The sequence below is a fragment of the Nonomuraea sp. JJY05 genome (genome assembly GCF_043496855.1).
Taxonomy (GTDB): Bacteria; Actinomycetota; Actinomycetes; order Streptosporangiales; family Streptosporangiaceae; genus Nonomuraea.
The window spans coordinates 49,479-70,871 of sequence record NZ_JBIEIS010000010.1 but is presented as its reverse complement, the minus strand read 5'-3'; the positions used below and the strand labels follow the sequence as shown (position 1 = coordinate 70,871).

The following is a 21,393-nucleotide window of genomic DNA, read 5'->3' as shown; positions in this document are numbered from 1 at the left end:
TGCCGACTTGGACACCGCCGTCTGCGGTACCCAGCCCGCATCGGGTGCCCTTGTGCCAGCCCCTAAGCTTTGCCGTTGTGACGGACAGCTTTGATCCCGTGGCGTATAACCGTGCCGCCTGGGACCGCGAGGTGGAGAACAGTAACGAATGGACCCGGCCGGTCGGGCCGGAGGTCATCGCCCGGGCACGGGCCGGCGATTGGTCCGTCGTCCTGATCGGCTACCAGGCAGTGCCGCGCGGCTGGTTTCCGGCTGAACTGGTCGGTGCCGAGGTGCTGTGCCTGGCTTCCGGGGGAGGGCAGCAGGGGCCGGTGCTCTCGGCAGCGGGCGCGGCCGTGACGGTACTGGACAACTCGCCGCAGCAACTGGGCCGCGACCGGGAGGTCGCCACCCGCGAGGGACTGGCCGTCCGTACTGTGCTCGGCGACATGCGCGACCTGAGCGTGTTCCCCGATGCCAGCTTCGATGTCGTCTTCAACCCGGTGTCCAACGTGTTCTGCCCCGATCTTGCACCGGTCTGGCGGGAGTCATTCCGCGTGCTGCGTCCGGGCGGAATCTTGATGGCCGGATTCATGAACCCTGACATCTTCATTTTCGACATCACGGCGCTGGAGGAGCGGGGTGAGCTCATAGTGCGCCATCAGCTCCCGTTCAGCAGCCTTGATCTCCCAGAAGCCGAGCGGCAGCGCTCGTACGGGACCGGGCCGATCGAATACAGCCACTCACTCGCCGGGCAGATCGGCGGCCAGCTCGCGGCAGGCTTCACCCTGACCCACTTGGACGAAGCCCCGCATCACGCGGATGCCACCGCCCGGTACATGCCTGGTTACTTTGCCACCCGGGCCATCAAGCCGTAACCGCTGCGCGATCGGAGAACGCGCGAGTCTGCGGACCTTCCGGTGACAAACACGACCGGTCACCAGCGCAGAAAGACTGATTCCGCGCGGCTTTACAACCTTTCCTGAGCACGGATTATCAGGCAGGTTCGAGGTGGTCGGCGAGGCGGCGGAGGGTGATCGCGAACCGGCCGCGGAGGCGCAGAAGAACAGGGCGGCGCGAGCGCTGCGGGGCCATGCGTAACCGTGCAGCCTCGGCTCGCTGCTCAGCCAGGTCCGCACGGACGAGCTCTTCATACATGTGATGCATGGAAGGCTCCTCAGGGCTCCTCGGGGAATGCGTGGTAGAAGAGGAAGATCGGACGGGTGTCCGGCGGAGCCTCGCTCGATTCGACGCGCGATTTGGTCAGCTCGCGCCACGGCTGCAACACGGCATTGAGCTGGTCGCCGAGCTGCGCGAGCTCATCCTTGGTGAGCCGTAGTTGGCGGCTGCTTCCGAAGCCCGCGTTCTGCCAGTCCTCGGGAAGCGTCATGTGGGTGCGTTCGAAGTCGCGCAGCCGCTCGAACTGGTCGATCACCCACTGTGAAGTCCACGCCTGCACCACGGCTCTGTCTTGCGGGGCTTCGAAGCCTTTCACCACCGCCAACCCGCCCATGGCTGACCGCACCCAGCGTTCCCGGCTGTCGCGGGCGAGCTCCGGCACGTCCTCGATCAAGTCATGTTTCTGCAACTGCCGCAGGTGATAGCTCACCTGGCCGGGGTCGGCATCCATCCGTCTGGCGAGCTCGCTCACCGTGACCGGGCCGATCCGATAGAGGAGGCTGAAAAGCTTCCATCGAAACCGGCTGGTCAAGACCCTGAGCACGTCCGGGTCATCGATCTGTCGCATGGCCACGACGGTAAGACCAGCAGGTGAGAATGCTCAAGACGTCTACTGGATCTTGAAATCACGCGTCGGCGGCGTCGAGGCTGGTGGCGTGACGGATGATCGCGCCTGCCTCCGCCTCGCGGGATATGCGCGGATGATCTTCCCTGGAAGCGAACATGCGAGAGCCGTCCCCGGAGGTCAGGGGACTGATGCGGCTAGGAGCGTCGACTCGAACCGGCGCCGGAGCGAGGTCTCCCACACCGTGAACAGCTCCATCGCCTCCGCGATCATCTCGTCCGTCACGTGCCCATACCGCTCATGGATCGACGAGGAACCATGCCCCCATGCGGATCTTCTTGAACTTCCACTTGAGGCCGCCGTTGTCCATCATCTGATGGCCATGACGCAGACCTGATCGGTCGAGCCCCCACGGACCGCGATTCATGACACCAGCCCATCCGGTACCGGATGAACGTGTGACTTAGTGCCCGTCACCAGAGGGGCCGTGATCTACGATGATTCCCGTGATGGACACGGTGTTACAGATTCTTTTTGTCATCATCATCATGTTCGTCTTCGCCGGAGTCGTCTTCTTCGTCGCCTGGGCGTCCCCCCATCGGATCCCGGGTCGCAAAGCAGGCCGTCGTCAGACGTATGCCGCCGCCCCGCCCGACCTCGCCACCCGCGTACGCCTCCTCAAGCAGGCAGGCCGCATCGAACAAGCGATCTTTCTCGTACGCGGTGAGACCGGTATGGGTCAGGATGAGGCCATCCGCTTCATTAACGCCCTCTAACGCACAGGCAGGTCGACAGCAGACGGGATGATCAGACGGACGGGATGCGCACCGTGTAGAAGCGACCATTTAACAGCCTTGATCGGCATGCCATTAGTGTGCCATTAAGGGCGGTCAACAGTGGTCAATCACGGTCACTCGGGGACTGCCCGTCCTCCAGCTCGGGGCTGTTTCGCCTGAAGATCCGGCCGTTTTGCAAGCAGGAAGTCAGGAGTTCGAATCTCCTAGGCTCCACTCAAGGTCAGAGGCCGCTTCCCGTGATCGGGAAGCGGCCTTTTCTCGCCTTCCGCCGAAGTCTGATCTAGCCGATGAGGGCCCCGGTTCGGGTTGCGGTGAGTACGGCGATGTCACGGTCGAAGCAGACGATGATGTGGCCCTGCGGGGTGGCGGCGACGGCGTTGACCGGGTCGGGGAATTCGATGTCAGGGCTGATCCTGTCAAAGGTGGTGAGGCTCCATGCCGCCACCGTTCTGTGGCCGGCGGCAACGGCGATGGGGTGGCCGTCGATCGTGGTGGCGGCGAGTGCGACCACGCTCCCCATGGCGAGCCGGCCGATCTGCTGAGCGGTGGCGACGTCCCACACCTGCATCGGTGGCTCGCGCCAGGCGTCGTTCGTGGTGATGGCGATGGGTCGTCCGTCCACGACGGTGGCGGCCACGAGGCGTACCGGTTTGCCGTTGCCACCGGTGGTCTGGAGTCCGGTGTCGCGGTTCACGGTGAGGTCGCGGACCCGGAAGCCGCCGCCCCACCGTCCGAGGACTGCGACGGGCCGGTCGTCGAGCGTGGTGGTGGTGAGGTCTTGTACCCATCGATGGTCGCTCTTGCGGGGGTTTCCGGTCTCTTCGCCGGTGCGGAGATCCCATACCCGGATGGTCTTGTCGTCGCCGGCGGTGATGGCCCGGGGTGGGTCGTCCGTGCTGTCGGCCGCGACCGCGGTTACCGGGCGGCGGTGGGCGGTCAACGGCGCTCCGGCCGCCTTCCCCAGCGCGAGGTCCCAGAGGTGGACATTGCCGTCATCGCTGCCGGTGATCGCCACCGCGCGACCGTCCACTTGGGTCGCGGCCACGGCGGTGACGGCGCCGGTGTGATCCGTCAGTGGCCGGCACACCTGATCACCGGTGTCCAGATCCCATACTCGTACGGTTGCGTCATCGCTGCCGGTGACCGCCACCGGTCGGCCGGCCACTGAAGTGGTGGCCACCGCCGTGATCGCGGCGTCGTGGCGAACTGGCTTGTCGGCCGGTCGGCCGACGACCAGCTCGGACACCCGGACCGTCCCACCGTCGCAGCTCGACACCACCACCTGCCGGCCGTCCACCACCGCCGTCGCCACCCCATGCAGCGTGCGGCGATGCTGAGGGGACAGCTCACCGACCAGCTCGGCCGTCTCCAGGTCCCACACCTGGATGGTCGGCTCATCGGAGTTGCAGGTGATCGCCATCAGCCGGCCGTGTACGACCGCGGTCGTCACGGCCTCCAGGTCCGCGGATCGGGGGAGGTCACCGACCGGCAGTCCGGTGGCCAGGTCCGATACGCGTGTAGTCGCCTGGTAGCCACCGGAGACGACCACCAGATGGCCGGCAGCCAGCTCCGCGACCGCAACCGCGCCCACGTATCCACCGTGGCCGGTGAACGGGCTACCCACCGGATCACCGGTATCCAGGTCCCATACCCGGACCGTTCGGTCGCCGCCCGTGACGGCCACCCAGCGGCCGTCCAGCACCGCGGTCGCCGCCCGTGACGGCCACCCAGCGGCCGTCCAGCACCGCGGTCGCCACGGCGTACACCGGGCCGGTGTGGCCGCGGAGCGGTGCCATCACCTCCTGCCGCGTTTCCAGGTCCCATACCCGTACCGTCGTGTCGTAGCAACCGGTGACCACCACCTGGCGGCCATGGCGTTCCGCGATCGCGAGGGCCTCCACGCTGTCGGCCTGAAGGTTGAAGGGCTCACCCACCGGCCTGCCGGACGCGAGTTCCCACACCCGTACGGTGTCGTCGTCACCACCGCTGACCACAACGGGGCGACCGTCCAGAACGGACGTCGCCAGCGCCCGCACCGCGTTCGTGTGACCAGCCCATGGGGCGCCGACCTGCTCGCCGGTCGCCATGTCCCAAACCCGTACTGTTCTGTCGCCGCCCCCGGTGACCGCCACGGCACGGCCGTCGAGGACCGCGGTCGTCACCGGCGACACCCAATTGGTGTGGCCGTCGGTGGCGCCCAGCGGCGGGCATGACTTCACGCCCTTCGGCAGCAGACTCGTCCAAGTTGGCCGCACACGCCAGGCAGCAGGACGAATAGCCGGTACCTCATGGCGGGGCAGAGACGACATGCCGCGCATATTAGTTGCCGGCACCGGGACGCGTCTCCGAGAAACCCGGGGCGGGTCGCCTTCCCGGGTGGCGGCGCGTGGCCGGGTGCGCAGGGTGCCTCACGGGTGAGGACGTCGAGCGTGCGGGCCCGCGGGCCCTGAAGCCAGGTAGTCCGTCATCAGGCGTGCGACCTTCTCCGGGCAGTCGGTGGTCAGCGCGTGGCCGCAGCCGTCGAGTTCGCGCACCTGCACGGCGGGCATCCGGCGAGCGTACTCCTGGGCCTGCCGCACCGGGTTGACGGTGTCCTGGCGGCCCCAGATCACCAGGGTGGGCGTGGTGGTGGACGGCATGGCGGCCAGGGTTTCACGCCAGTCCAGGCCGCGTTCGAGCAGGACCTGGCTCTCCAGGTTGTCGGGGAAGGTGCCGGGTGCCCAGAACGCGTCGACGTCCTCCTCGAGGATCCTGCCGCGGTTGACGTGGATCCGGTCGAGCGCGGCGCGGGAGCTGGACCTGTCGGCGTAGTACCAGTTGTTCCACAGCTCCCCGACGACCGGGTACTTCATGAGTTCGTACACCCAGGTATCCCGGGTGCTCGCGCCGGAGGGGGCCAGCAGGAGCAGGCTGCTGACGCGTTCGGGGTGGCGCTGGGCGTAGGCCAGCGCCCAGCCTCCGCTCCACGACAGCCCGCCGAGCGCGGGACGCTCGACACCCGCCGCGTTCAGGAACACGCCGATCGCCGCGGTCATCCCCGCCAGGTCCCAGGTGAAGTCGCGGTCCTTCAGCCGGGTGAATCCCTGACCGGGGAGGTCCACTACGTAGACCGTGTGGTCGCGGGCGAGCTCCGGCACCTGACGGCGCCAGCCGTACGTCCATGAAGCCCCGGGCGACAGCAGCACGACGGGTGTGCCGGAGCCCTCCTTGACGTAGTGGAAGCGAGCGAGCGGGGTGTCGAGGAACCGCGCATTCGCCGGCGGCCGGTAGCCGGCCACCGCTGGCCGGTAGCCGTACGCGCCGTAAAGAGCGGCGCCGACGGCCAGGGTGAGGGTCAGGCTCAGGACCGCGAGCGTACGAGGCCTCATGGATGCTCTCCGTTCTGTGGGATTCCACCAGAAGGAGGCGAGCGAGCCTCAGGAGGTTCCTCACGACTGCCACGCTCTGCGGAAGCTCCGGCGGGCGCGGTGCAGGCGCGATTTGACCGTCCCCTCCGGTACGTGCAGGAGCCGTGCGGCCTCCTCCTCCGGCAACCCCTCCAGGTCACGCAGGACCAGCACCGCCCGATGTTCGGGGGACAGCCGCTCGAGCACGTCACGGATGTCCACCGCGCTCTCGACGTCCTGCCTTGACGGCAGTTCGGCGAGCTCCACCGCGTGGTGCCGCCGCCTGGCGATCCTGACTGCTTCCCGTACGGCTATCGCCCGGGCCCAGCCGTAAAGCGCCTGCGGATCGCGCAGGCTCCCCAGATTCCGGAAGATCGCGATCAGCGCCTCCTGGACGGCGTCGGACCCGTTGTCGAGCGCGATGGGCCCGCAGATCCGGCCGAGGTAGGGGGTCAGCTCGCTCAGCAGGTCGTTCATGGCCATCGTGTCGCCGCCTTGCGCGGCGCGCACCAGGTCGGCGCTCATCGACGCACGACCCTCGCCTCGAGCCTGGCCAGCGCCTTCTCTCCCGCGGTCCGCACGCCCAGCGGCACCAGCGCCGCCCGGCCGGGAACGCGGACACCTCCCGTCTGGGCGACCAGGGTTCCTCCCGGTACGGCGGCCGCCGCGACGCCGACGATCAGGAACCTGCTCTGCATCCAGCACCAGCCGGGCCGCAGCTCGATGTCGAACCTCGCACGCATGCCGTACCTGCTTCGCGCCTTGGCCACCAGGCGCTCGCTCCCGTGCCCGGACACGATGGTCAGGCGGCGCATGTCCGGCTCGAAGGTGCCGAACTCCTCTTCCAGGGCGCTCACCACGGACCAGACGTCCTCGTACGGGGCGGCGATGACGCGTTCCGCCATGTACGCCCCGGGGATGGCGGAGGCGAGCACCCGCAGCCTCCGTACCGGGTCCAGATCAGCAACAGGCCAAGTCATATCCATCCAGAGGCGTCGACCGGGGAGAAGGTTCCATGGAACCATCGGCGATTTCCGCTCCTCCTGCCGGGCATGAGAATCTCACTGCCGGCGGCCTTCGTCGCCGCCGTCCTGCTGCTCGACGCGTTCCTTCACCTTTCCTGGTGGGTATGGCCGGCCGCGGACCCGCGAGCGCTCTCCCTGGCGTTGCTCAACTTCGACACGCCCTTCACGGCACGCGTCCTCGCACCCCTGATCGTCATGCTCGCTGTCGCCGCCCTCTCGGTGATCGCCGTCTCCCTCGGCCGGGGCGGTCGGCTCGCCAAGGCGGTCACCGTCGCTCTGGGCGGCGGGCTGCTCGCCCGTGCGGAACTCGGCCTCGCCTGGGCCTTCGGGCTGGGCACGGACACCAGCACCCCGTTCCACTGGCTCAACCTGCTGCTCTACACCCCGTTGTGCGTGGCGCTGGCGTTCACGACCGGGGTCGTGTTGATGCGGGCTCTCTCGAATCACGAGTGACGGGGCGTTTTGGGGCAGATGGTAATGAAGTACAGCACAATCAATGCATGGGATACCCTCGGCAACCCGGCCCGCGGGAATACCCCGGTGTGGCTTCTGCTCTGGTCGCGATCCTTGCAGTGCTTCTGCCGGGCGGCTTCACGTTCAGCTTGCACAAGTACCTCAGCGCCCCCGCCCCGAACACCGCCGCGGCTTCGCCGACCGCAGACCCCACCCCCGAGCCCAAGGAGCCGAGCACCGGCGAGAACGAGCGCCAGGACTCACCGATCGACGCCGACGGATACGGCGACTGGAACTTCCGGTTGGGCAGCGTGACGTTCAAGGCGAAGAAGGTGGGCGGCTGGACGTACGGCTCGTGTGCGCCGGTGGACAGGCACGGCGTGCTGGCCAGGAACAAGTGCGAGCGCGCCGTTCAACTGGCCTATGCGGCCTACCGAGGGCATCTCACGGCGGTCCAGGTCATCATGTCCTTCCCCACCGTCAAGGCTGCCAAGGCCACGGCCATGCGCCTGACGAGCTCCTCCGGGGCCGTGAAGTGGCGCCGGGACAAGATGCTCGACACGTACGTCTACGCCAGGCAGCGGGTGACCTCGACCAAGAGGTACGTCATCCTCACGATCGTCGCCGCCGACAGGACGGCCCAGGCGAAGGCCACGCGGTTCCAGCACTACCTGCACACGGATCGCTCGAACAGCTTCCTCTTCCGCGACTCGATCGCTTCGGACTGAGCTGTCACGCCGCACGCGTCCGACTCGTCCGTAAGCTGAGGGTGTGTCCCCCGCTCTGGTCCTGCTCGACGGCGTCCGCTGGCGGGGTGTGCGTGTGATCGGCGATCGTGCGCAGACCCTGCTGTCCGTGCTCGCCCTGCACGGGCGTGCCGGGATCAGTGACGAGCGCCTGGTCGAGGAGCTGTGGCCCGATGAGGCGCCGGCCCATCCGACGAAGGCGCTGCAGGTGGTCGTCTCGCGGACCAGGGCGGCGACCCATGCTGATGTCGTGGTGCGGATCCCGCGTGGTTACCGGCTCGGGCTGGCCGCCGATCAGGTGGACGCGCTGCTGGTCGGCGCGCTGGTGAAGGAGGCGCGGGCCGCACTGGGCGAGGACGACGTGGCGCTCGCGCGTCGCCGCGCCGAAGAGGCCATGGGTCTCGTTCCCGGCGGCTCGGACGGTGCCACGGGCGCGGTCGCCGAGCTGAGGGGCATGGCGGCGAAGTGGGTGGCCGAGGCGCGGCGGGTGGCGGCGATCGCGCGGGGCCGGAGCGGCGCTCACGAGGCCGCGCTGCCGCTGCTGGAGGAGGCCGCGGCCGATTGGCCGCACGACGAGGAACTGCTGGCCCGCCTGCTGCGGAGCGAGGCCGCCGTACGAGGTGCCGCCGCCGCTCTGGAGCGCTACGAGCGGTATCGCGCGGGTCTGGTGGCGCGGCTCGGCACCGAACCGGGGCCTGAGCTCGCCCGCGTGTACGCCGAACTCCTCATCGCGGATCGGCCGGTGCGTGCGGGCATCCTGTTCGACGGCTCCTCGCTGCTCGGCCGCGACGGCGACATCCGTGCGGTGCACGCCCTGTTGCAGACCAACCGGGTGGTCTCCATCATCGGTCCTGGCGGGCTGGGCAAGACGCGGCTGGCTCATGTCGTCGGCAGGGACGTCGCGCAGCCGGTGGCTCACTTCGTCGAGCTCGTCGGCGTGTCCTCACCCGAGGGCGTGGTGAGCGAGGTGGGCTCCGCGCTCGGGGTTCGGGATTCGGTCAGCGGGCGTCGGATCCTGACCCCCGATCAGCGCTCAGACGTTCGCGCCCGGATCGCCCAGCATCTCGATCAGGCTCCGGCGCTGCTGATCCTGGACAACTGCGAGCACGTGATCGAGGCCGTCGCCGACCTGGTGGCGTTCCTGACCGTGACGACCCGCGACCTGCGGGTGCTCACGACCTCGCGCGCCCCCTTGTCGATCCCGGCCGAACGTGTCTACCCGCTCGGCGAGCTGCCCACGGGCGACGCGGTGGAGTTGTTCCGCCAGCGCGCCACGGCCGCTCGCCCGGGTGTGCGGATCAGCGAGGGTGTGGCCGAGGAGATCGTCGCCCGCCTCGACGGGCTGCCACTGGCGATCGAGCTGGCAGCGGCCAAGGTGCGGGTGATGTCGGTGGAGGAGATCGCCCGGCGCCTGGCGGACCGGTTCGCCCTGCTGCGCGGCGGGAACCGTACGGCTCCCGATCGGCACCAGACGCTGCTCGCGGTCATCGAGTGGTCGTGGAATCTGCTGGACGAGCCGGAACGGCAGGCGTTGCGGTGGATGTCGCTGTTCGGCGACGGTTTCACGCTGGCCGCGGCCGAGCACGTGCTGGGCTCGGACGCCCTGCACGTGGTGAACGCGCTGACCGAGCAGTCGATGCTGAACGTCCGCGAGACGGCGTACGGCCTGCGCTACCGGATGCTGGAGACCGTCAGGGAGTTCGGGCGGATGCGCCTGAAGGAGGCCGGCGAAGAGGCGTCCGCTCGGGCGGCGCAGCGGGCCTGGGCGACGGCGTACGCCCTCGAACACGGCTCCGAGCTGTTCGGCCCGGCGCAGTTCGCGGCGGCCGACGCGTTGCACGCGGAAGAGAGCAACCTCGCCGATCTGCTCCGGCAGGCTCTCGGCGAGCCCGACCCCGCCACGATGGTCCAGTTGCTGGCCGGCGTCGGCGCGCTGTGGTCGATCCGCGGCGACCACTCCCGGATTCTCGTTCACCGGGACGCGATCGCCCAGGTGGTCAGCGGCTGGCTGCCGCTGCCGCATCTCTTCGAGGTGGCCAGGGCCGCCATGCTGATCACGCTCATGAACAGCCTGAACTTCACCGACCGCGGCAGCGGTCCGATGCGCGACCTCCTGCGTATGCTGCCCGTCGGTGACGCGACGGATCCCCTGTTGGCGGCGATGGCCACGGTGCTGCTCGCGTGCGACGCTGACGACGTCGCCGACGTGTGTCGCCGGCTGGAGGAGTTGTCCCGGAGCACCGACCGTGACGTGGTTCTGGCGGCGACGCAGATGAGCGCCCAGGTCCTGGAGAACACGGGAGACGTCACCGGGGCGATCGAGGCCGCCGAGCGGACCCTGACGATGCTCCGCGAGGACGAGGGGCCGTGGTTCGCCGCGATCACGCACGCCATGCTGGCTCACTTGGTCATGCAGCTCGGCGACCGGCGGCGGGCGGTCGGACACGCGCGTACCGCCATCCCGGTGCTGAGCCGGATCGGCGCCGCCGACGACGAGGTTCAGCTCCGCGCGCTGCTGCTGATCTCCTCTCTCGCCGACGGCGACCTCGACGCCGCGGAGGCCGAACTCGCCGAGATCATCCGGATCAACGACAACGAGACCGTGCTCGGCGGGGTGGCGATGGCCTCTTTGTGCGCGGCCGAGCTCGCCCTCGCCCGCGGCAGGACGGCCGCCGCGCTCGCGGAATACCGCCTGGCCGTTCGGCGGGCGCACAACCTGCGTCTGCCCGGGGGGCTGCGCGCGGAGATCACGCCGTGGACGATCATGGCGGAGTCGGTCACCCTGACGGCGTACGCGTACCACGCCCCACCGGAAGACGCCCCGTACGGCGAGGAACTGTTCTTCACCATCCGGGGCTACGACCTGCTGGCCGCGGAAAGCCCGATCCTCGACTATCCGCTGTGCGGCTCGAGGCTCTTCGCGCTCGGCGCGTGGGGGTTGCTGCGCGAAGCCATGGCCGTCCGCGACGCGATCGGGCTGCTGGTGCTGGCCGAACGGTTCGCGTACAACTCCAGCATTCCCAGCATGGCCTTCGAACGGATCGAACCGTACGCGGAGCGGGCCGCGCCCGGGATGATCGCCGCCGTGCGGGCCGGCTACGGCGATCGGCGCGGCTCCGACCTGCTCGACGAGGCGCGCAGTCTCCTCGATCGGGTCTCCGGCCGTGACGGGCACGGGTCACATGTGCCGCTTGTAGCTGCGTACCGACAGCGGCGCGAAGATCACGATGACGACCAGGCACGCCAGCAGCGTCCAGGCCACCTCCCCACTGGCGAGGCCGCTGTTGGCGAGGTCGCGGGTGGCCGTGACCAGGTGTGAGACCGGGTTGAACCGGACGAACGCGGCCAGCCAGCCGGGCAGGGTCTCGACGGGGACGAACGCGTTCGACAGGAACGTCAGCGGGAACAAGATCATCATGGAGATGCCCTGCACCCCCTGGGCGCTGCGGGCTATGGTGCCGATCCAGGTGAAGACCCACGCCAGCGACCAGCCCGTGAAGATCGCCAGCAGGATCGCGGCGAGCACGCCGCCCGCTCCACCGCCCGGCCGGTAGCCCATCACCAGACCCATGCCGAAGGTCAGAGTGGCCGCGATCGTGTAGCGCAGCAGGTCGGCCACCATGGGGCCGGCGAGCGGCGCGATCCGGGCGATCGGCAACGACTTGAACCGGTCGAAGACGCCCTTCTCCATGTCCTCGCGCAGTTGCGTGCCCGTGGCCATGCACGTCGTCAGCACGGTCTGGGCGAGGATGCCGGGGATCATCAAGGGGAGGTAGCTGTCCACGTCACCGGCGATGGCGCCGCCGAAGATGAAGGCGAACATCGCGGTGAACAGGATGGGCTGCAGCGCCACGTCGAAGAACTGCTCCGGGTTGCGGCGCATCTTCTTGAGCGCCCGCCAGGCCATCGTCAGGGTCTGACCGATCGTCTCCCCCATGGAGACGCGACGCCGGGCGGCCGCCACCCGGTCGGCGGCCCGTACCGCCTCGCGGGCCGGTGCGATCACGGTGCTCATCGGTCCTCCTCCGTGGCGGTCCCGTCGTCCTCATTCGTCTCATGACCGGTGAGGGCGAGGAACACCTCGTCCAAGCTGGGCTTGGCCACGCTCACCGAGGAGATCGACACCCCGGCGGTGCGCAGCGCGATCAGGACGTCCGCGGCCAGGTCGGCCTGGTCGAGGGCGACGTTGAGCCGGCCCCGCTCCGGGCTGAGCACCGGGTCGGAGCCGAGGACACGCCGTACGACCTCCACGGCGGCGGGCACCTCGCCCGGCTCGGCGAGCAGCAGCTGGAGCGTGGAGTTGCCGACCTCGCTCTTCAGCTCGTCGGGAGTGCCCTCGGCGACCTTGCGGCCGTGGTCGATGACGGCGACGCGATCGGCGAGCTGATCGGCCTCGTCCAGATATTGCGTGGTCAGCAGCACCGTGCAGCCGTCGGCGACCAGACCGCGGATGGTGTCCCACATCTGGCCGCGGGTACGCGGATCGAGACCGGTGGTCGGCTCGTCGAGGAAGATCAGCGGTGGCCTGGTGATCAGGCTGGCCGCCAGGTCGAGGCGCCGGCGCATGCCCCCGGAGAACTGCGCGATCGGTTTGTCGGCGGCCTCTTCCAAGGCGAACTGGCCCAGCAGCTCGGTGGCGATGCGCCGGGCGCGCGGCGCGGCGATGCCCTGCAGGCGGCTGAAGAGCCAGAGGTTCTCGCGGGCCGTCAGGTTCTCGTCGACGGAGGCGTATTGTCCGGTGACGCCGACCAGCTGGCGGATCACGTGCGGGTTGCCGGCCACGTCGACCCCGAAGATCTCGGCGCGGCCGGCGTCGATCCTCAGCAGCGTGGCCAGCATCCGTATCGTGGTGGTCTTGCCGGCGCCGTTCGGGCCGAGGACGCCGAAGATCTCGCCGGGGCGCACGTGCAGGTCGATCCCGTCGACGGCGCGGTGCTCGCCGAAGGTCTTCACCAGCCCTTGCGCGCTTACGGCCAGATCGGCGCCCCCGGCGAGGGCGGGGACGCCCTCGGTACGTCCGAGTTCTGTGATGCTCATGGCTTCACTTTCGGCGGTGCCGGTTTCACGGCGCCCTCGACCAGGTTTCACCGGTCGCCGTACGCATCTTGTGGCACGTGTGGTGCAAGTGGGGCGTAAGTGATGATCAAGGGCTGGTCCATATGTTCCTCTCGTTAGGAAAACCTACGAAAGGGACGGTCCTGGTCCGGGGCCTCTCTACTAATCAGTCGAGACGTATCCGGAGGATTGACGTGAAGAGCATCAAGAAGATCGCCCTCGTCGCCGCCATCTCTGCCTCCCTGGTCACCGTCATGGGCGGTGCCGCCAATGCTTCGGCGTCCGATGGCCCCGGCTCGACGTACGTGGCCTACGAAGGGCCGGGCTTCACCGGCCGGACACAGGTCATCGACAAGTGCGGCGTGACCAACCTTTACTACCGCGGGTCGTACAAGTGGTACGGCTCCGGCCAGGCCGGCCGCATGCACAACCAGATCAACGCCAGAGGAGCGGTGCACTTCAAGCTGCCCGCCGGGGCCAACGCGAAGCAGGCGACGGGTGTCGGCTGGAAGAGCATCTTCGTGGTGTGCTGACGCCCGCCCCTTGACACGGTCGCGCCATGGGGGGCGGGATCCGGCGTTGTTCAGCTGGTCAGCTTGTCGGTGACGGTCTTGGGATTCGGCGCCTTGACTGACACCTTGCTTCCCCAGCCGGTGTAGCGGGTGCCGACGATGAAGGTGCTGCCCTCGTCATCGGAGGAGTCGGCCGGGACGCCCTTGGCCGTGAACGAACTCCACAGCTTGCTGACCAGGCCGGCCGAGGAGCCTCTCCACGAGGGCGCCGGAGACGTATGTGGTCTTGTCGAGGTAGATGACGCGGTCCTTCTCCTCGTCCCAGGCGTCACTGGCACCGTTCGAGCGTCAGCAGCGGCTCGGAGAACACTGGCGCCGGTGCGCCGGGATCCGCGGCGACGGCCTGCTCCAGGTTGCGGAAGCCGGTCTCCAGCTCGTCGGGGCCGAGCTGGGCGAAGAACGAAAGGGTACGCAGGCGCAGCCGTTCGAGCATGTCAGCGCGGGTGCCGTAGGACGGCTCGGTGACCGTGCCGAAGCCGGCGACGCGCCACCCGGCCGACGTGAACATCGCGATGACCTCGTGCAGCGGCTGAAACAGCGAGGCGTCCACTTCGAGCCCGCGGGGAAAGTGCTCCAGCCACCACGGCCTGGGATGGTGGTCGCTGAAATTCGCGCGCAGCAACAGCCGCCCGCCGGGCTTGAGCACTCTGGCCAGCTCCTGGACCGCCCGCGGCTTGTCCTGGACGTGGTGCCAGGACAAGAACATGAGAGCGTAGTCGGCGCTGCCGGACGGCACCGGCAGGTCCTCGGCGGAGCCTGGCAGATACCGCGCCTCGGGATGCCGGGACTGCTCCTGCGCTATCTCGCGCATGCGGACCGACGGCTCGACGCCGGTCACCGGACCGAACGCTCGCGCCAGCGCGGGAGTGAACCTGCCGGTCCCTGAGCCGACGTCCAGCCCCGCCAGCGGACGCCGCTCGGGCAGCACCGCTGCGAAGGCGCTGATCCAGGTCTGCAGCTGCTGGTCGTTGAGTGCCCGGCCGCGTGCGTAGTCCTGGTACTGCTCCGTGTCGTAGTCGATCCGCCTCATCGCAGCTCCCCCGCGCCAGCCGGGCCGACAGCGAAGCGTCAGCTCCGATATATCGACTTGATACATCGGACGATATGCAGTGCCGCGTCATGCCGCAAGCCCACGCGAGCAGGATCTGGATTGACGTGCCTCGGCGCTCGTTCCCCGATCAGACGGAGGTGGTCGCCGGGCCGGGCGTCCAGAGGGGCAGCGGCACGAGCGCGGGCCTTACTACTTGTCCTGCTGCCGGCGCACCATCTCGGTGATCCAGACGGGCGCGAACGGAGACGTGCAGCCCGGCGAAGTCGGGTAGTCCTTGAGCACCTGAAGGCGCTCGCCGATGTCGATCGCCCGGGCTCGGTGCTCGGCGTGCTCGATCCCGATCTGCGCCAGGCAGTGGTTCATCGCCCACTGCAGGCGATCCGGGGCGTCTTTCATCTCCGCCTCGATGACGTCGAGCAGTCCTGCGAGGTCAAGGTCGCCGGGCTGCTTCGCCACGCGTTCGGTGGTCAGCGCCCAGCCGGCGCTCGCGACCACCGGATCCGGATCGGCGGACCAGGCCAGGCGCAGTTCTTCGGAGTGGGGGTTCTTCTTCACCACGTAGTTCACGAGCCAGTCGTGCACCTTGGGGGCGCGGGCCTCGCGCACCATGGCGTCCAACTCGGCACGCTCGAACGCCTTCGGGCGGCAGACCAGGATCGCCAGCAGTCTCGCCGCGGTGTCGTCCGTCGTCCAGAGCTGACGGGCGAGTTCCTGCTGCGTCTTCAGCCGCTTCGCGAGCGCGCGCAGCTTGCCGAGGTTCACACCGTGATCGTCACCGTGTCTCTCGTTCACCTCGCGTGCCCTCGGGTCCTCGAGCTCGGCCAGCTCGGCCATCACCTCGGTCAGCGTCGTCTCGGCCACCTCAGCCTCCTGTCCGTCACACGCGGGATTCAGCCTACGACGGGTCCCGCCAAGAACCCGAGCCTGACCAACCGCCGCTTCAAGGTGCTCCCCGCCTGAGTGAATGGAGCGGGCCGTGGCCGTCAGGGGTCGCGCCGCAGCGACGACAGCCCCCACAGCTCGGCGACACGTCCGTCGCGCACGCGGAAGATCTCCAGCATGGTCGGTGGTTCCTGGCCGGGGATGCCGTGCACGCTCGTACGGACGGCGACCGTGTCCCCTTCGACGATCAGGTCCTCGACGACGACCTGCGCATCCGGGAACGCCTCGTGGAACCGTTGCCACGCCCGGGTCACGCTCTCAGAACCGGTCGTGGCCAGGGGGTGGCTGTAGAAGTCCGCGGTGAAGATCTCCGCAGCGGCGGCGTGGTCGTGGGCGTTGAACGCGGCGTACATGCGCCGGGCGGCGGCCCGTACGTCTTCGGTCATCGGCTCTCCTGCTCGATCATGTTGGCGCGGACGTGGCGTAGAACGCCCAGCACGATCTCCTGTTGTCGTGGGGTGATGCCGTCGAGGAGCCGCTCCTGGTATGCCTGGTGTGATCCCTCCAGGTCGGCCGCGACCCGCTCGCCGGCCGGGGTCAGCGCGGCCAGGGTGTAGCGGTTGTCCGCCGGGTCCAGGCGGCGACCGACCAGCCCTTCGGCCTCGAACTCCTTGACCAGCCGGGTAACGCTCGCGCCGTCGATGCCGAGCGTCCGGCGCAGGTCGCTGTGGCTGGTCTCGCCGTCACGCCACAGCCGGACGAGCAGCTGCACTCGGTGGGGACTCATGCCCACATGCCGGGGGAAGGCCTGCCGCAGCTCCGCGCAGGCCCCTCCGAGCTCACGGAAGAACGTGTCCTCCGGCGTCTCCTCACGCACATCTCTTTATACCATCAACTCTTGATGCCATCAAGAGTTACGCCTTTTGCGGCGGCACTGCGTAACCAGCGGTTCTACGGATGGTGAGAGGGCGACTTCACTCATGATTCGGATGACCGGTAAGGTGATTTTGTCAAGATCTATTTACCTTCATGAGGTTGAAGCATGACTCGCAACAAGCTCGTATCCGTTCTCCTCGGCTCCGCCGCCACGGCCGCCCTGGTGCTGGCGCCGGCAACGGCCGCCTCCGCACAGGCTGGTTCGGCGTCTGCCCGGGCTGCGGTCGAGCGCGACAGCGTCAGTTGCTCCAAGCCCAAGGGCAAGTGGGCCAACTACTCGTGGGGTGAGGGGACCACGACCGCGACCATCTACTTCAACAACCACTGCAGTCACAAGGTCAGCGTCAAGATCATGTTTGTCAGGAAGGGCTCGGTCGGCAACAAGGCCGCCAAGTACCGTTGCATGACGGTCAACGCCCACACCAAGGGTAAGAAGAAGTTCTACGCCGCCGTCTACAAGCCGTACTCCGTGACCCGGGTCGCGCGCTGCAGCTGAGGCTCCACTCCACGTCGAAGGCCACTTCCTCAGGCCAGGAAGTGGCCTTCGGGCATGTGCGGCCATGGCGACCGCCCGTGCAGAACCAGCGTGCCCGATCATCCGGCAACGTCTATCGACCGCGCTGGGGTCAGCGGACGCGCCCCGTGGGGCTGGCTAGCCTTTCCTGGTGAGCTTCGGCACTTTTGCCCGTAGGGTGCGTGACCCTGCCCTGCCTTACCGATGGCGGGTGTCGGCGTTCCGTTCCTGCGTGCAATTGCATCGGCCCCTCGGGTTCGAGGCGACGCTGAGTTTTCTCGAGTCGCAGGCAGGAAGGTTCCAACTCGACGAGGCGGCGCTGCTCCGCGCTCTCGACATCGTCGAGAGCAGCCGTGCCGCCCTGCAGGTCGAGCTCCGGGCTTATGCGACAAGGCGCCGGGAGGCCAAAAGGCGAGGTCGGCGATCTCCGCGTGCGGGGGATTCCAATCCGAATCTTCAGGCTCGCTGGTACTGGTACGGCGCTCCCAGGGAAGCGGCGCTGCACGCATTGCGGTTCTGGCATCGGCGACGCCTGCCTCTTCTGATGCCTTCCACGGACCCGGTGCTCCTGGAGATCGGCAGTTGCGTCAGCGAGTGTCTGGATTCCGGCGGCGTCGTCACGGCGGCACGGCGCGAGGTCCTCGCTGTCCGGGTGAGCGAGCTCGATCAACGGGTGTGCTCGTGGGATCTGCTGGTCGTCGTTCGGCACATCGAGGTGGCGTCCGGTCTGCGGTGACGCAGGCGCGGAACGGTGAGAGGCCGGGCCGCAGTGAGGCCCGGTCACTGCGGCCCGCCGGCTGCTTGTCGTCTCTACTGTTTACGCATCAGCAGACGGCCTTGGCGGAATCGCTCCCCTTCTTGGGGCTCACGCAGCATTCGCCCCACTTCGACGAACCCTGCCTTGTACGCCAGCTCGGCGAGGTCGTCGATCGGCCAGCGGTAGGCAGGCGTCACCTTGTGATCGAATGCCGCCACCGGACCGCCCTCGGATTCGAAGAAACCGAGCAGGAGGTGGCCGCCCGGGGCCAGCACCCTGTGGAACTCGGCGAAGTACGGCGGCAGTTCTTGCGGCGGGGTGTGGATGACGGAGTACCAGGACAGGATGCCGTCCAGCTCGCCGTCCGCCAGGTCGAGGGCCTCCATCGAACCGACCTCGAAGCGCAGGTCAGGATAGGCCTCGCGGGCAAGCTTGATCATCTCAGGGGACAGGTCGATGCCGAAGGCGTCCAGCCCCAGCTCCCGAAGGTGCACCGTCATGTGGCCGGGGCCGCATCCGAGCTCGGCGACCGAGGTCCCGGCATCGCCGGTCCGTACGAACTCCGCGAACGCGGCCAGGGCTGCGCGATCCAGGGGCTGGCGGTCGAGCTGACCCTGGACGAACTCGGCGTAGATGACGGCAACGGCGTCGTAGGACTCCGCCGTCGTGGTCAGATAGGAGGGGGTTTCGGTCACGGTGGACGACTCTAGACCTTGCCCGGCGCCGTCGTACGACTGTCGGCGCCGTGCGCGGGCCGGCGGGCGAGCGCGTGCTGGGCGGGCTGGTTCTGTCCGTGCTCGCGCTAACGGCGTTCCTGCTGCTCGAACGCCGGGCGCGCGCGCCGATGCTGCCGCTGGAGCTGTTCGCGAGCCGCCGCTTCTCGGCCTCGGCCGCCATCGGCGTGCTGCTCAACCTCGGCTTCTACGGCCTGCTGTTCGTCGTGCCGCTCTACTTCCAGCAGGTACGGCACCTCGGCGCGATGGCGACCGGGCTGGCGATGCTGCCGATGGCCCTGATGCCGCCGATCGCCTCGCCGCTGAGCGGCTGGGTCGCCGCGCGCACCGGTCCGCGCCCGCCGATGGCGTACGGGCTGATCATCGGCGGGATCGGGCTGCTGAGCTGGCTGCCGGCTGACGGCGACACGAACTACTGGGCGCTGCTCGTACCGCTCATGCTCACCGGCTTCGGGACCGGTTTCACGATGCCGGCCGCCACCGCGGCGATCATGGAGGCGGCGCCGCCTGAGCTCGGCGGGGCGGCCTCCGCGGTGTTCAACGCCGCCCGCCAGACCGGCAGCGCGATCGGGGTGGCGCTGGTCGGCACGCTGGTCGCGGGCGGCGGTCTCGTGGCGGGCCTGCACGCCGACGTCGTCGTCGGCGGCCTCGGCTTCCTGACCGCCGCCTCACTGGCCGTCTTCGCCCTCCGCCCCGCCCATTGATCCGGAGGTCAGTGGCGTAGCAGGGTCAGGCTCGTCTCGGCGTCGGTGACGGTGAGCCGGACCTGGCCGCCGATCGGGAAGGTGACCAAGGGGTTGGTGTGGCCGACGTCGAGGTTGGCCAGGACGGGGATGCGGCTCAGCACCGGTTGGGTGGCGATGATCTGTTCCAGCAGCTCGCGGGACATGTGGCTGGCCTGCTGGAACCGTCCGATCGCCAGTCCCCGGATCTCTGGGGCGTCGGGGAGCTGCAGCAGGGAGACCAGGTCACGGGCGAACCTCGCCGGGTGCGACTCGAAGTCGTCCTCGACGATCAGGATCGCGCCGTCGAGGGACGGCATGTACGGGGTGCCCTGCAGCAGGTTGAGGGTGCACAGATTGCCGCCGACGATGCGCCCCTCGGCGGTGCCGGGCCGCAGCGGCCACCATCCCTCGTTGGGGAGCAGTTCGCGCTTGTCCTGGTCGAGGAACCAGAGATCGTCGCTCCACTGCGCCGCCGGGGTCAGGGCGATCGGGGCGGTGTCGAACATGACCGAGGTGAACCAGCGCAGGGTCTCCTCGAGGTGATCTCGCATCCCGAACGTCGCCCAGTGCGGACCGGAGTAGGTGACCAGCCCGGTCCGGGCGAGGATGGCGCTCTGCAGGGCGGTGATGTCGGAGTATCCGCACAGGATCTTCGGGTTGGCGCGGATCAGCTCCCAGTCCAGGTACGGCAGGAGTTCGTTGCAGTTGTAGCCGCCGATGACCGTCAGGATCGCCGCCACCGACGGGTCCGCGAAGGCGTCGTGCAGGTCGGCGACCCGGGAGGCGACGCTGGAGGAGTCGAACGCGTCCCGCTCGTCGACGTGGCTGCCGTAGGAGAGCGTCAGGCCGAGCTCGTCGAACCGGGCCCTGATGAGGTCGGTGTGATCGTGCTCCATCACCATCGCCCGCGACCTGGCCGGCGCCACCACTCGTACGACGTCGCCTGCTTTCAGCTTGGGAGGAAAGACCACATCCATACGACCGAAGCGTAACCGACCACAAACGCCGAGTTCGGCGCCGGGAACGATGGAACGAGCCACTCCATCGTTCCGCGACGCCGATCTCGTCCACCGTCACCGAGAAGGCGCGAGCGATTCTCACCCGGCGCCTGCCGCGGTATCAGGGGAGGGCCTCACTCTGACGAGGTGTCTTCCGACCACTCCGGGGCCGTGTTCTCGGTGTTGGCGGTAGTGCCGGAGTTGTCGGTCCAGGTGCCGTCGTTGTGGTGATCGTGGTGGCGGTGATCGCGCCTGCGCTCGTGCCTGTTGAGGTTGCGGTTGCGGTTCTCCACATCGACGAAGACGCGCTGGCGCCCTTCGCGGATGGGCCGAGGAATGAAGACGGGCTTCTCGTGGCTGACGACCTTCGGCGCGGCCTGCTGCACCACGCGGGTCACCTTACGCGGTGCGGGCGGCGGGCCGCCGGCCGTGCTGGCGCCGGCCACCCCCTGGCCGAGGAGCATGACACCGGCGACCGCGCCGGTAATAGCTAGTGCCGCGAGCCGCCCATGGTATGGCGCTCGCGTTCGCCGACTCTTGGTGTTCACGTGTCTCGTTTCCGTTCATGGATAGATCGGTGCGGAACCTGGCATCCGCCGTTTCAGCGGACACTCAGATAGAACCGGACATACCCATACAGATATTCTCAGTTACCTCGTTAATCCCAAATAGCACTTCAAAGCCCAAGGGTCGTAAGTAATCACGATTTTGGGGTTTGAGCGCATCCGCCTCAGCAGCCCCGTGCGATCTCCTGCTTTTTTCCGAAGAGCCGGATGAAAGTTTTGCTTCGGGCCGGTTCGTCGAGCCGCCGAGCCCTAATTCAGCGGGGATTCGGAATCGGGGAGGGCCGGGCTCGTTTCGCTCCGGCTGGGGACCGTCCAGCCCGCCGCCGCCCCTGGCCCGCGCCTGGGGCGGCGATCAGGAGAGCGGCAAAGCCCGGTGCGGCGGGGCTTTCGACTCAACTGCCGTATGGCTACTATCAGGCACCTATCGCCCAGTTGGGTGATTGTCACCGATTGGTGAGGAGAGTGTCCTGCAC

At 68.4% G+C, this 21,393-nt stretch carries 23 protein-coding genes and 2 pseudogenes; 9 read left to right on the top strand and 16 right to left on the bottom strand.

Annotated features, from left to right (window positions below; all coding sequences use genetic code 11):
- Nucleotides 1-77 precede the first annotated feature (77 nt).
- Nucleotides 78-857, top strand: a complete 780-nt coding sequence (locus ACFKCF_RS17150) for a class I SAM-dependent methyltransferase (protein WP_394494644.1) — start codon at nucleotides 78-80, stop codon at nucleotides 855-857.
- A 299-nt stretch (nucleotides 858-1,156) separates the two neighbouring features.
- Here the strand turns inward: ACFKCF_RS17150 and ACFKCF_RS17145 are convergent, their stop codons facing one another.
- The gene (locus ACFKCF_RS17145; RefSeq protein ID WP_394494642.1) at nucleotides 1,157-1,726 is read right to left on the bottom strand and encodes an ArsR/SmtB family transcription factor; all 570 of its coding nucleotides are present in this window, start codon (nucleotides 1,724-1,726) and stop codon (nucleotides 1,157-1,159) included.
- 503 nt (nucleotides 1,727-2,229) lie between these two features.
- Here ACFKCF_RS17145 and ACFKCF_RS17140 point away from each other — a divergent pair.
- A complete protein-coding gene (locus ACFKCF_RS17140) occupies nucleotides 2,230-2,499 on the top strand; it encodes a hypothetical protein (protein WP_394494641.1) in 270 nt (89 codons plus the stop codon).
- Nucleotides 2,500-2,800: 301 nt separating this feature from the next.
- Here ACFKCF_RS17140 and ACFKCF_RS17135 read toward each other — a convergent pair whose 3' ends face one another.
- The 5 genes and pseudogenes from ACFKCF_RS17135 to ACFKCF_RS17115 all read right to left on the bottom strand — a co-directional run bounded on the left by ACFKCF_RS17135 (nucleotide 2,801) and on the right by ACFKCF_RS17115 (nucleotide 6,886).
- Nucleotides 2,801-4,144 carry a WD40 repeat domain-containing protein gene (locus ACFKCF_RS17135; protein WP_394495100.1) on the bottom strand — a complete coding sequence of 448 codons (1,344 nt, stop codon included), beginning with the start codon at nucleotides 4,142-4,144 and terminating at the stop codon, nucleotides 2,801-2,803.
- 193 nt (nucleotides 4,145-4,337) lie between these two features.
- A pseudogene (locus tag ACFKCF_RS17130) lies at nucleotides 4,338-4,829 on the bottom strand (WD40 repeat domain-containing protein); the annotation flags it as partial.
- A 99-nt stretch (nucleotides 4,830-4,928) separates the two neighbouring features.
- A complete protein-coding gene (locus tag ACFKCF_RS17125; RefSeq protein WP_394494640.1) occupies nucleotides 4,929-5,888 on the bottom strand; it encodes an alpha/beta fold hydrolase in 960 nt (319 codons plus the stop codon).
- 60 nt (nucleotides 5,889-5,948) lie between these two features.
- The gene (locus tag ACFKCF_RS17120) at nucleotides 5,949-6,431 is read right to left on the bottom strand and encodes an RNA polymerase sigma factor (protein WP_394494638.1); all 483 of its coding nucleotides are present in this window, start codon (nucleotides 6,429-6,431) and stop codon (nucleotides 5,949-5,951) included.
- Nucleotides 6,428-6,886, bottom strand: coding sequence for a hypothetical protein (locus ACFKCF_RS17115; protein WP_394494637.1), 459 nt, complete (start codon nucleotides 6,884-6,886; stop codon nucleotides 6,428-6,430). The genes ACFKCF_RS17120 and ACFKCF_RS17115 overlap by 4 nt, the downstream gene beginning before the upstream one ends.
- Nucleotides 6,887-6,958: 72 nt before the next feature.
- On the opposite strand from ACFKCF_RS17115, the gene ACFKCF_RS17110 reads away from it, so the two are divergent.
- From ACFKCF_RS17110 to ACFKCF_RS17100, 3 genes and pseudogenes are all read left to right on the top strand, one after another.
- Entirely contained in the window at nucleotides 6,959-7,384 is a 426-nt protein-coding gene (locus tag ACFKCF_RS17110) for a hypothetical protein (protein WP_394494636.1), read from the top strand.
- Between the two features lie 119 nt (nucleotides 7,385-7,503).
- Complete coding sequence (locus tag ACFKCF_RS17105) at nucleotides 7,504-8,112, top strand: hypothetical protein (RefSeq protein WP_394494635.1); 609 nt, start codon at nucleotides 7,504-7,506, stop codon at nucleotides 8,110-8,112.
- Nucleotides 8,113-8,155: 43 nt separating this feature from the next.
- Nucleotides 8,156-9,622: pseudogene (locus ACFKCF_RS17100) on the top strand (ATP-binding protein); the annotation flags it as partial.
- Nucleotides 9,623-11,308: 1,686 nt separating this feature from the next.
- Here the strand turns inward: ACFKCF_RS17100 and ACFKCF_RS17095 are convergent.
- Both ACFKCF_RS17095 and ACFKCF_RS17090 read right to left on the bottom strand, forming a co-directional pair.
- Nucleotides 11,309-12,145: an ABC transporter permease gene (locus tag ACFKCF_RS17095; RefSeq protein WP_394494633.1), complete on the bottom strand. Its 837-nt coding sequence runs from the start codon at nucleotides 12,143-12,145 to the stop codon at nucleotides 11,309-11,311.
- Nucleotides 12,142-13,167 (bottom strand): ATP-binding cassette domain-containing protein, encoded by a 1,026-nt coding sequence (locus tag ACFKCF_RS17090; RefSeq protein WP_394494631.1) that lies wholly within the window; start codon nucleotides 13,165-13,167, stop codon nucleotides 12,142-12,144. Before ACFKCF_RS17090 ends, ACFKCF_RS17095 begins: the two co-directional genes overlap by 4 nt.
- Before the next feature lie 212 nt (nucleotides 13,168-13,379).
- Here ACFKCF_RS17090 and ACFKCF_RS17085 point away from each other — a divergent pair, with 212 nt between their 5' ends.
- A complete protein-coding gene (locus ACFKCF_RS17085) occupies nucleotides 13,380-13,718 on the top strand; it encodes a MiAMP1 family antimicrobial peptide (RefSeq protein WP_394494629.1) in 339 nt (112 codons plus the stop codon).
- Nucleotides 13,719-13,768: 50 nt separating this feature from the next.
- Here ACFKCF_RS17085 and ACFKCF_RS17080 read toward each other — a convergent pair whose 3' ends face one another.
- From ACFKCF_RS17080 to ACFKCF_RS17060, 5 genes are all read right to left on the bottom strand, one after another.
- Nucleotides 13,769-14,035 carry a hypothetical protein gene (locus ACFKCF_RS17080; protein WP_394494628.1) on the bottom strand — a complete coding sequence of 89 codons (267 nt, stop codon included), beginning with the start codon at nucleotides 14,033-14,035 and terminating at the stop codon, nucleotides 13,769-13,771.
- On the bottom strand, nucleotides 14,026-14,787 hold the full coding sequence (locus ACFKCF_RS17075; protein WP_394494626.1) for a class I SAM-dependent methyltransferase: 762 nt from the start codon (nucleotides 14,785-14,787) through the stop codon (nucleotides 14,026-14,028). Before ACFKCF_RS17075 ends, ACFKCF_RS17080 begins: the two co-directional genes overlap by 10 nt.
- 210 nt (nucleotides 14,788-14,997) lie before the next feature.
- Nucleotides 14,998-15,642 (bottom strand): DNA alkylation repair protein, encoded by a 645-nt coding sequence (locus tag ACFKCF_RS17070; RefSeq protein ID WP_394494624.1) that lies wholly within the window; start codon nucleotides 15,640-15,642, stop codon nucleotides 14,998-15,000.
- Between the two features lie 149 nt (nucleotides 15,643-15,791).
- The gene (locus ACFKCF_RS17065; RefSeq protein WP_394494623.1) at nucleotides 15,792-16,136 is read right to left on the bottom strand and encodes an ester cyclase; all 345 of its coding nucleotides are present in this window, start codon (nucleotides 16,134-16,136) and stop codon (nucleotides 15,792-15,794) included.
- Nucleotides 16,133-16,567 carry a MarR family winged helix-turn-helix transcriptional regulator gene (locus ACFKCF_RS17060; RefSeq protein WP_394494621.1) on the bottom strand — a complete coding sequence of 145 codons (435 nt, stop codon included), beginning with the start codon at nucleotides 16,565-16,567 and terminating at the stop codon, nucleotides 16,133-16,135. The genes ACFKCF_RS17065 and ACFKCF_RS17060 overlap by 4 nt, the downstream gene beginning before the upstream one ends.
- A 165-nt stretch (nucleotides 16,568-16,732) precedes the next feature.
- Between ACFKCF_RS17060 and ACFKCF_RS17055 the strand changes: the two genes are divergently transcribed.
- Together ACFKCF_RS17055 and ACFKCF_RS17050 are read left to right on the top strand one after the other, a co-directional pair.
- Nucleotides 16,733-17,122 (top strand): hypothetical protein, encoded by a 390-nt coding sequence (locus tag ACFKCF_RS17055; RefSeq protein ID WP_394494620.1) that lies wholly within the window; start codon nucleotides 16,733-16,735, stop codon nucleotides 17,120-17,122.
- A 169-nt stretch (nucleotides 17,123-17,291) separates the two neighbouring features.
- Entirely contained in the window at nucleotides 17,292-17,876 is a 585-nt protein-coding gene (locus tag ACFKCF_RS17050) for a hypothetical protein (RefSeq protein WP_394494618.1), read from the top strand.
- A gap of 74 nt (nucleotides 17,877-17,950) precedes the next feature.
- Here ACFKCF_RS17050 and ACFKCF_RS17045 read toward each other — a convergent pair whose 3' ends face one another.
- Nucleotides 17,951-18,592 (bottom strand): class I SAM-dependent methyltransferase, encoded by a 642-nt coding sequence (locus tag ACFKCF_RS17045; RefSeq protein WP_394494616.1) that lies wholly within the window; start codon nucleotides 18,590-18,592, stop codon nucleotides 17,951-17,953.
- 50 nt (nucleotides 18,593-18,642) lie between these two features.
- On the opposite strand from ACFKCF_RS17045, the gene ACFKCF_RS17040 reads away from it, so the two are divergent.
- On the top strand, nucleotides 18,643-19,335 hold the full coding sequence (locus ACFKCF_RS17040; protein ID WP_394494614.1) for an MFS transporter: 693 nt from the start codon (nucleotides 18,643-18,645) through the stop codon (nucleotides 19,333-19,335).
- Nucleotides 19,336-19,343: 8 nt separating this feature from the next.
- On the opposite strand, the gene ACFKCF_RS17035 is transcribed toward ACFKCF_RS17040, so the two are convergent.
- Together ACFKCF_RS17035 and ACFKCF_RS17030 are read right to left on the bottom strand one after the other, a co-directional pair.
- Nucleotides 19,344-20,333 carry a S66 peptidase family protein gene (locus ACFKCF_RS17035; protein ID WP_394494612.1) on the bottom strand — a complete coding sequence of 330 codons (990 nt, stop codon included), beginning with the start codon at nucleotides 20,331-20,333 and terminating at the stop codon, nucleotides 19,344-19,346.
- A 155-nt stretch (nucleotides 20,334-20,488) separates the two neighbouring features.
- Nucleotides 20,489-20,743, bottom strand: coding sequence for a hypothetical protein (locus ACFKCF_RS17030; RefSeq protein WP_394494610.1), 255 nt, complete (start codon nucleotides 20,741-20,743; stop codon nucleotides 20,489-20,491).
- Between the last annotated feature and the right edge of the window lie 650 nt (nucleotides 20,744-21,393).

Coding starts and splice junctions, on each gene's coding strand:
- ACFKCF_RS17145 (WP_394494642.1), bottom strand. CDS start 1,726: ATGCGACAGATCGATGACCCGGACGTGCTCAGGGTCTTGACCAGCCGG.
- ACFKCF_RS17125 (WP_394494640.1), bottom strand. CDS start 5,888: ATGAGGCCTCGTACGCTCGCGGTCCTGAGCCTGACCCTCACCCTGGCC.
- ACFKCF_RS17120 (WP_394494638.1), bottom strand. CDS start 6,431: ATGAGCGCCGACCTGGTGCGCGCCGCGCAAGGCGGCGACACGATGGCC.
- ACFKCF_RS17115 (WP_394494637.1), bottom strand. CDS start 6,886: ATGACTTGGCCTGTTGCTGATCTGGACCCGGTACGGAGGCTGCGGGTG.
- ACFKCF_RS17110 (WP_394494636.1), top strand. CDS start 6,959: ATGAGAATCTCACTGCCGGCGGCCTTCGTCGCCGCCGTCCTGCTGCTC.
- ACFKCF_RS17095 (WP_394494633.1), bottom strand. CDS start 12,145: ATGAGCACCGTGATCGCACCGGCCCGCGAGGCGGTACGGGCCGCCGAC.
- ACFKCF_RS17090 (WP_394494631.1), bottom strand. CDS start 13,167: ATGAGCATCACAGAACTCGGACGTACCGAGGGCGTCCCCGCCCTCGCC.
- ACFKCF_RS17075 (WP_394494626.1), bottom strand. CDS start 14,787: ATGAGGCGGATCGACTACGACACGGAGCAGTACCAGGACTACGCACGC.
- ACFKCF_RS17070 (WP_394494624.1), bottom strand. CDS start 15,642: ATGGCCGAGCTGGCCGAGCTCGAGGACCCGAGGGCACGCGAGGTGAAC.
- ACFKCF_RS17065 (WP_394494623.1), bottom strand. CDS start 16,136: ATGACCGAAGACGTACGGGCCGCCGCCCGGCGCATGTACGCCGCGTTC.
- ACFKCF_RS17055 (WP_394494620.1), top strand. CDS start 16,733: ATGACTCGCAACAAGCTCGTATCCGTTCTCCTCGGCTCCGCCGCCACG.
- ACFKCF_RS17035 (WP_394494612.1), bottom strand. CDS start 20,333: ATGGATGTGGTCTTTCCTCCCAAGCTGAAAGCAGGCGACGTCGTACGA.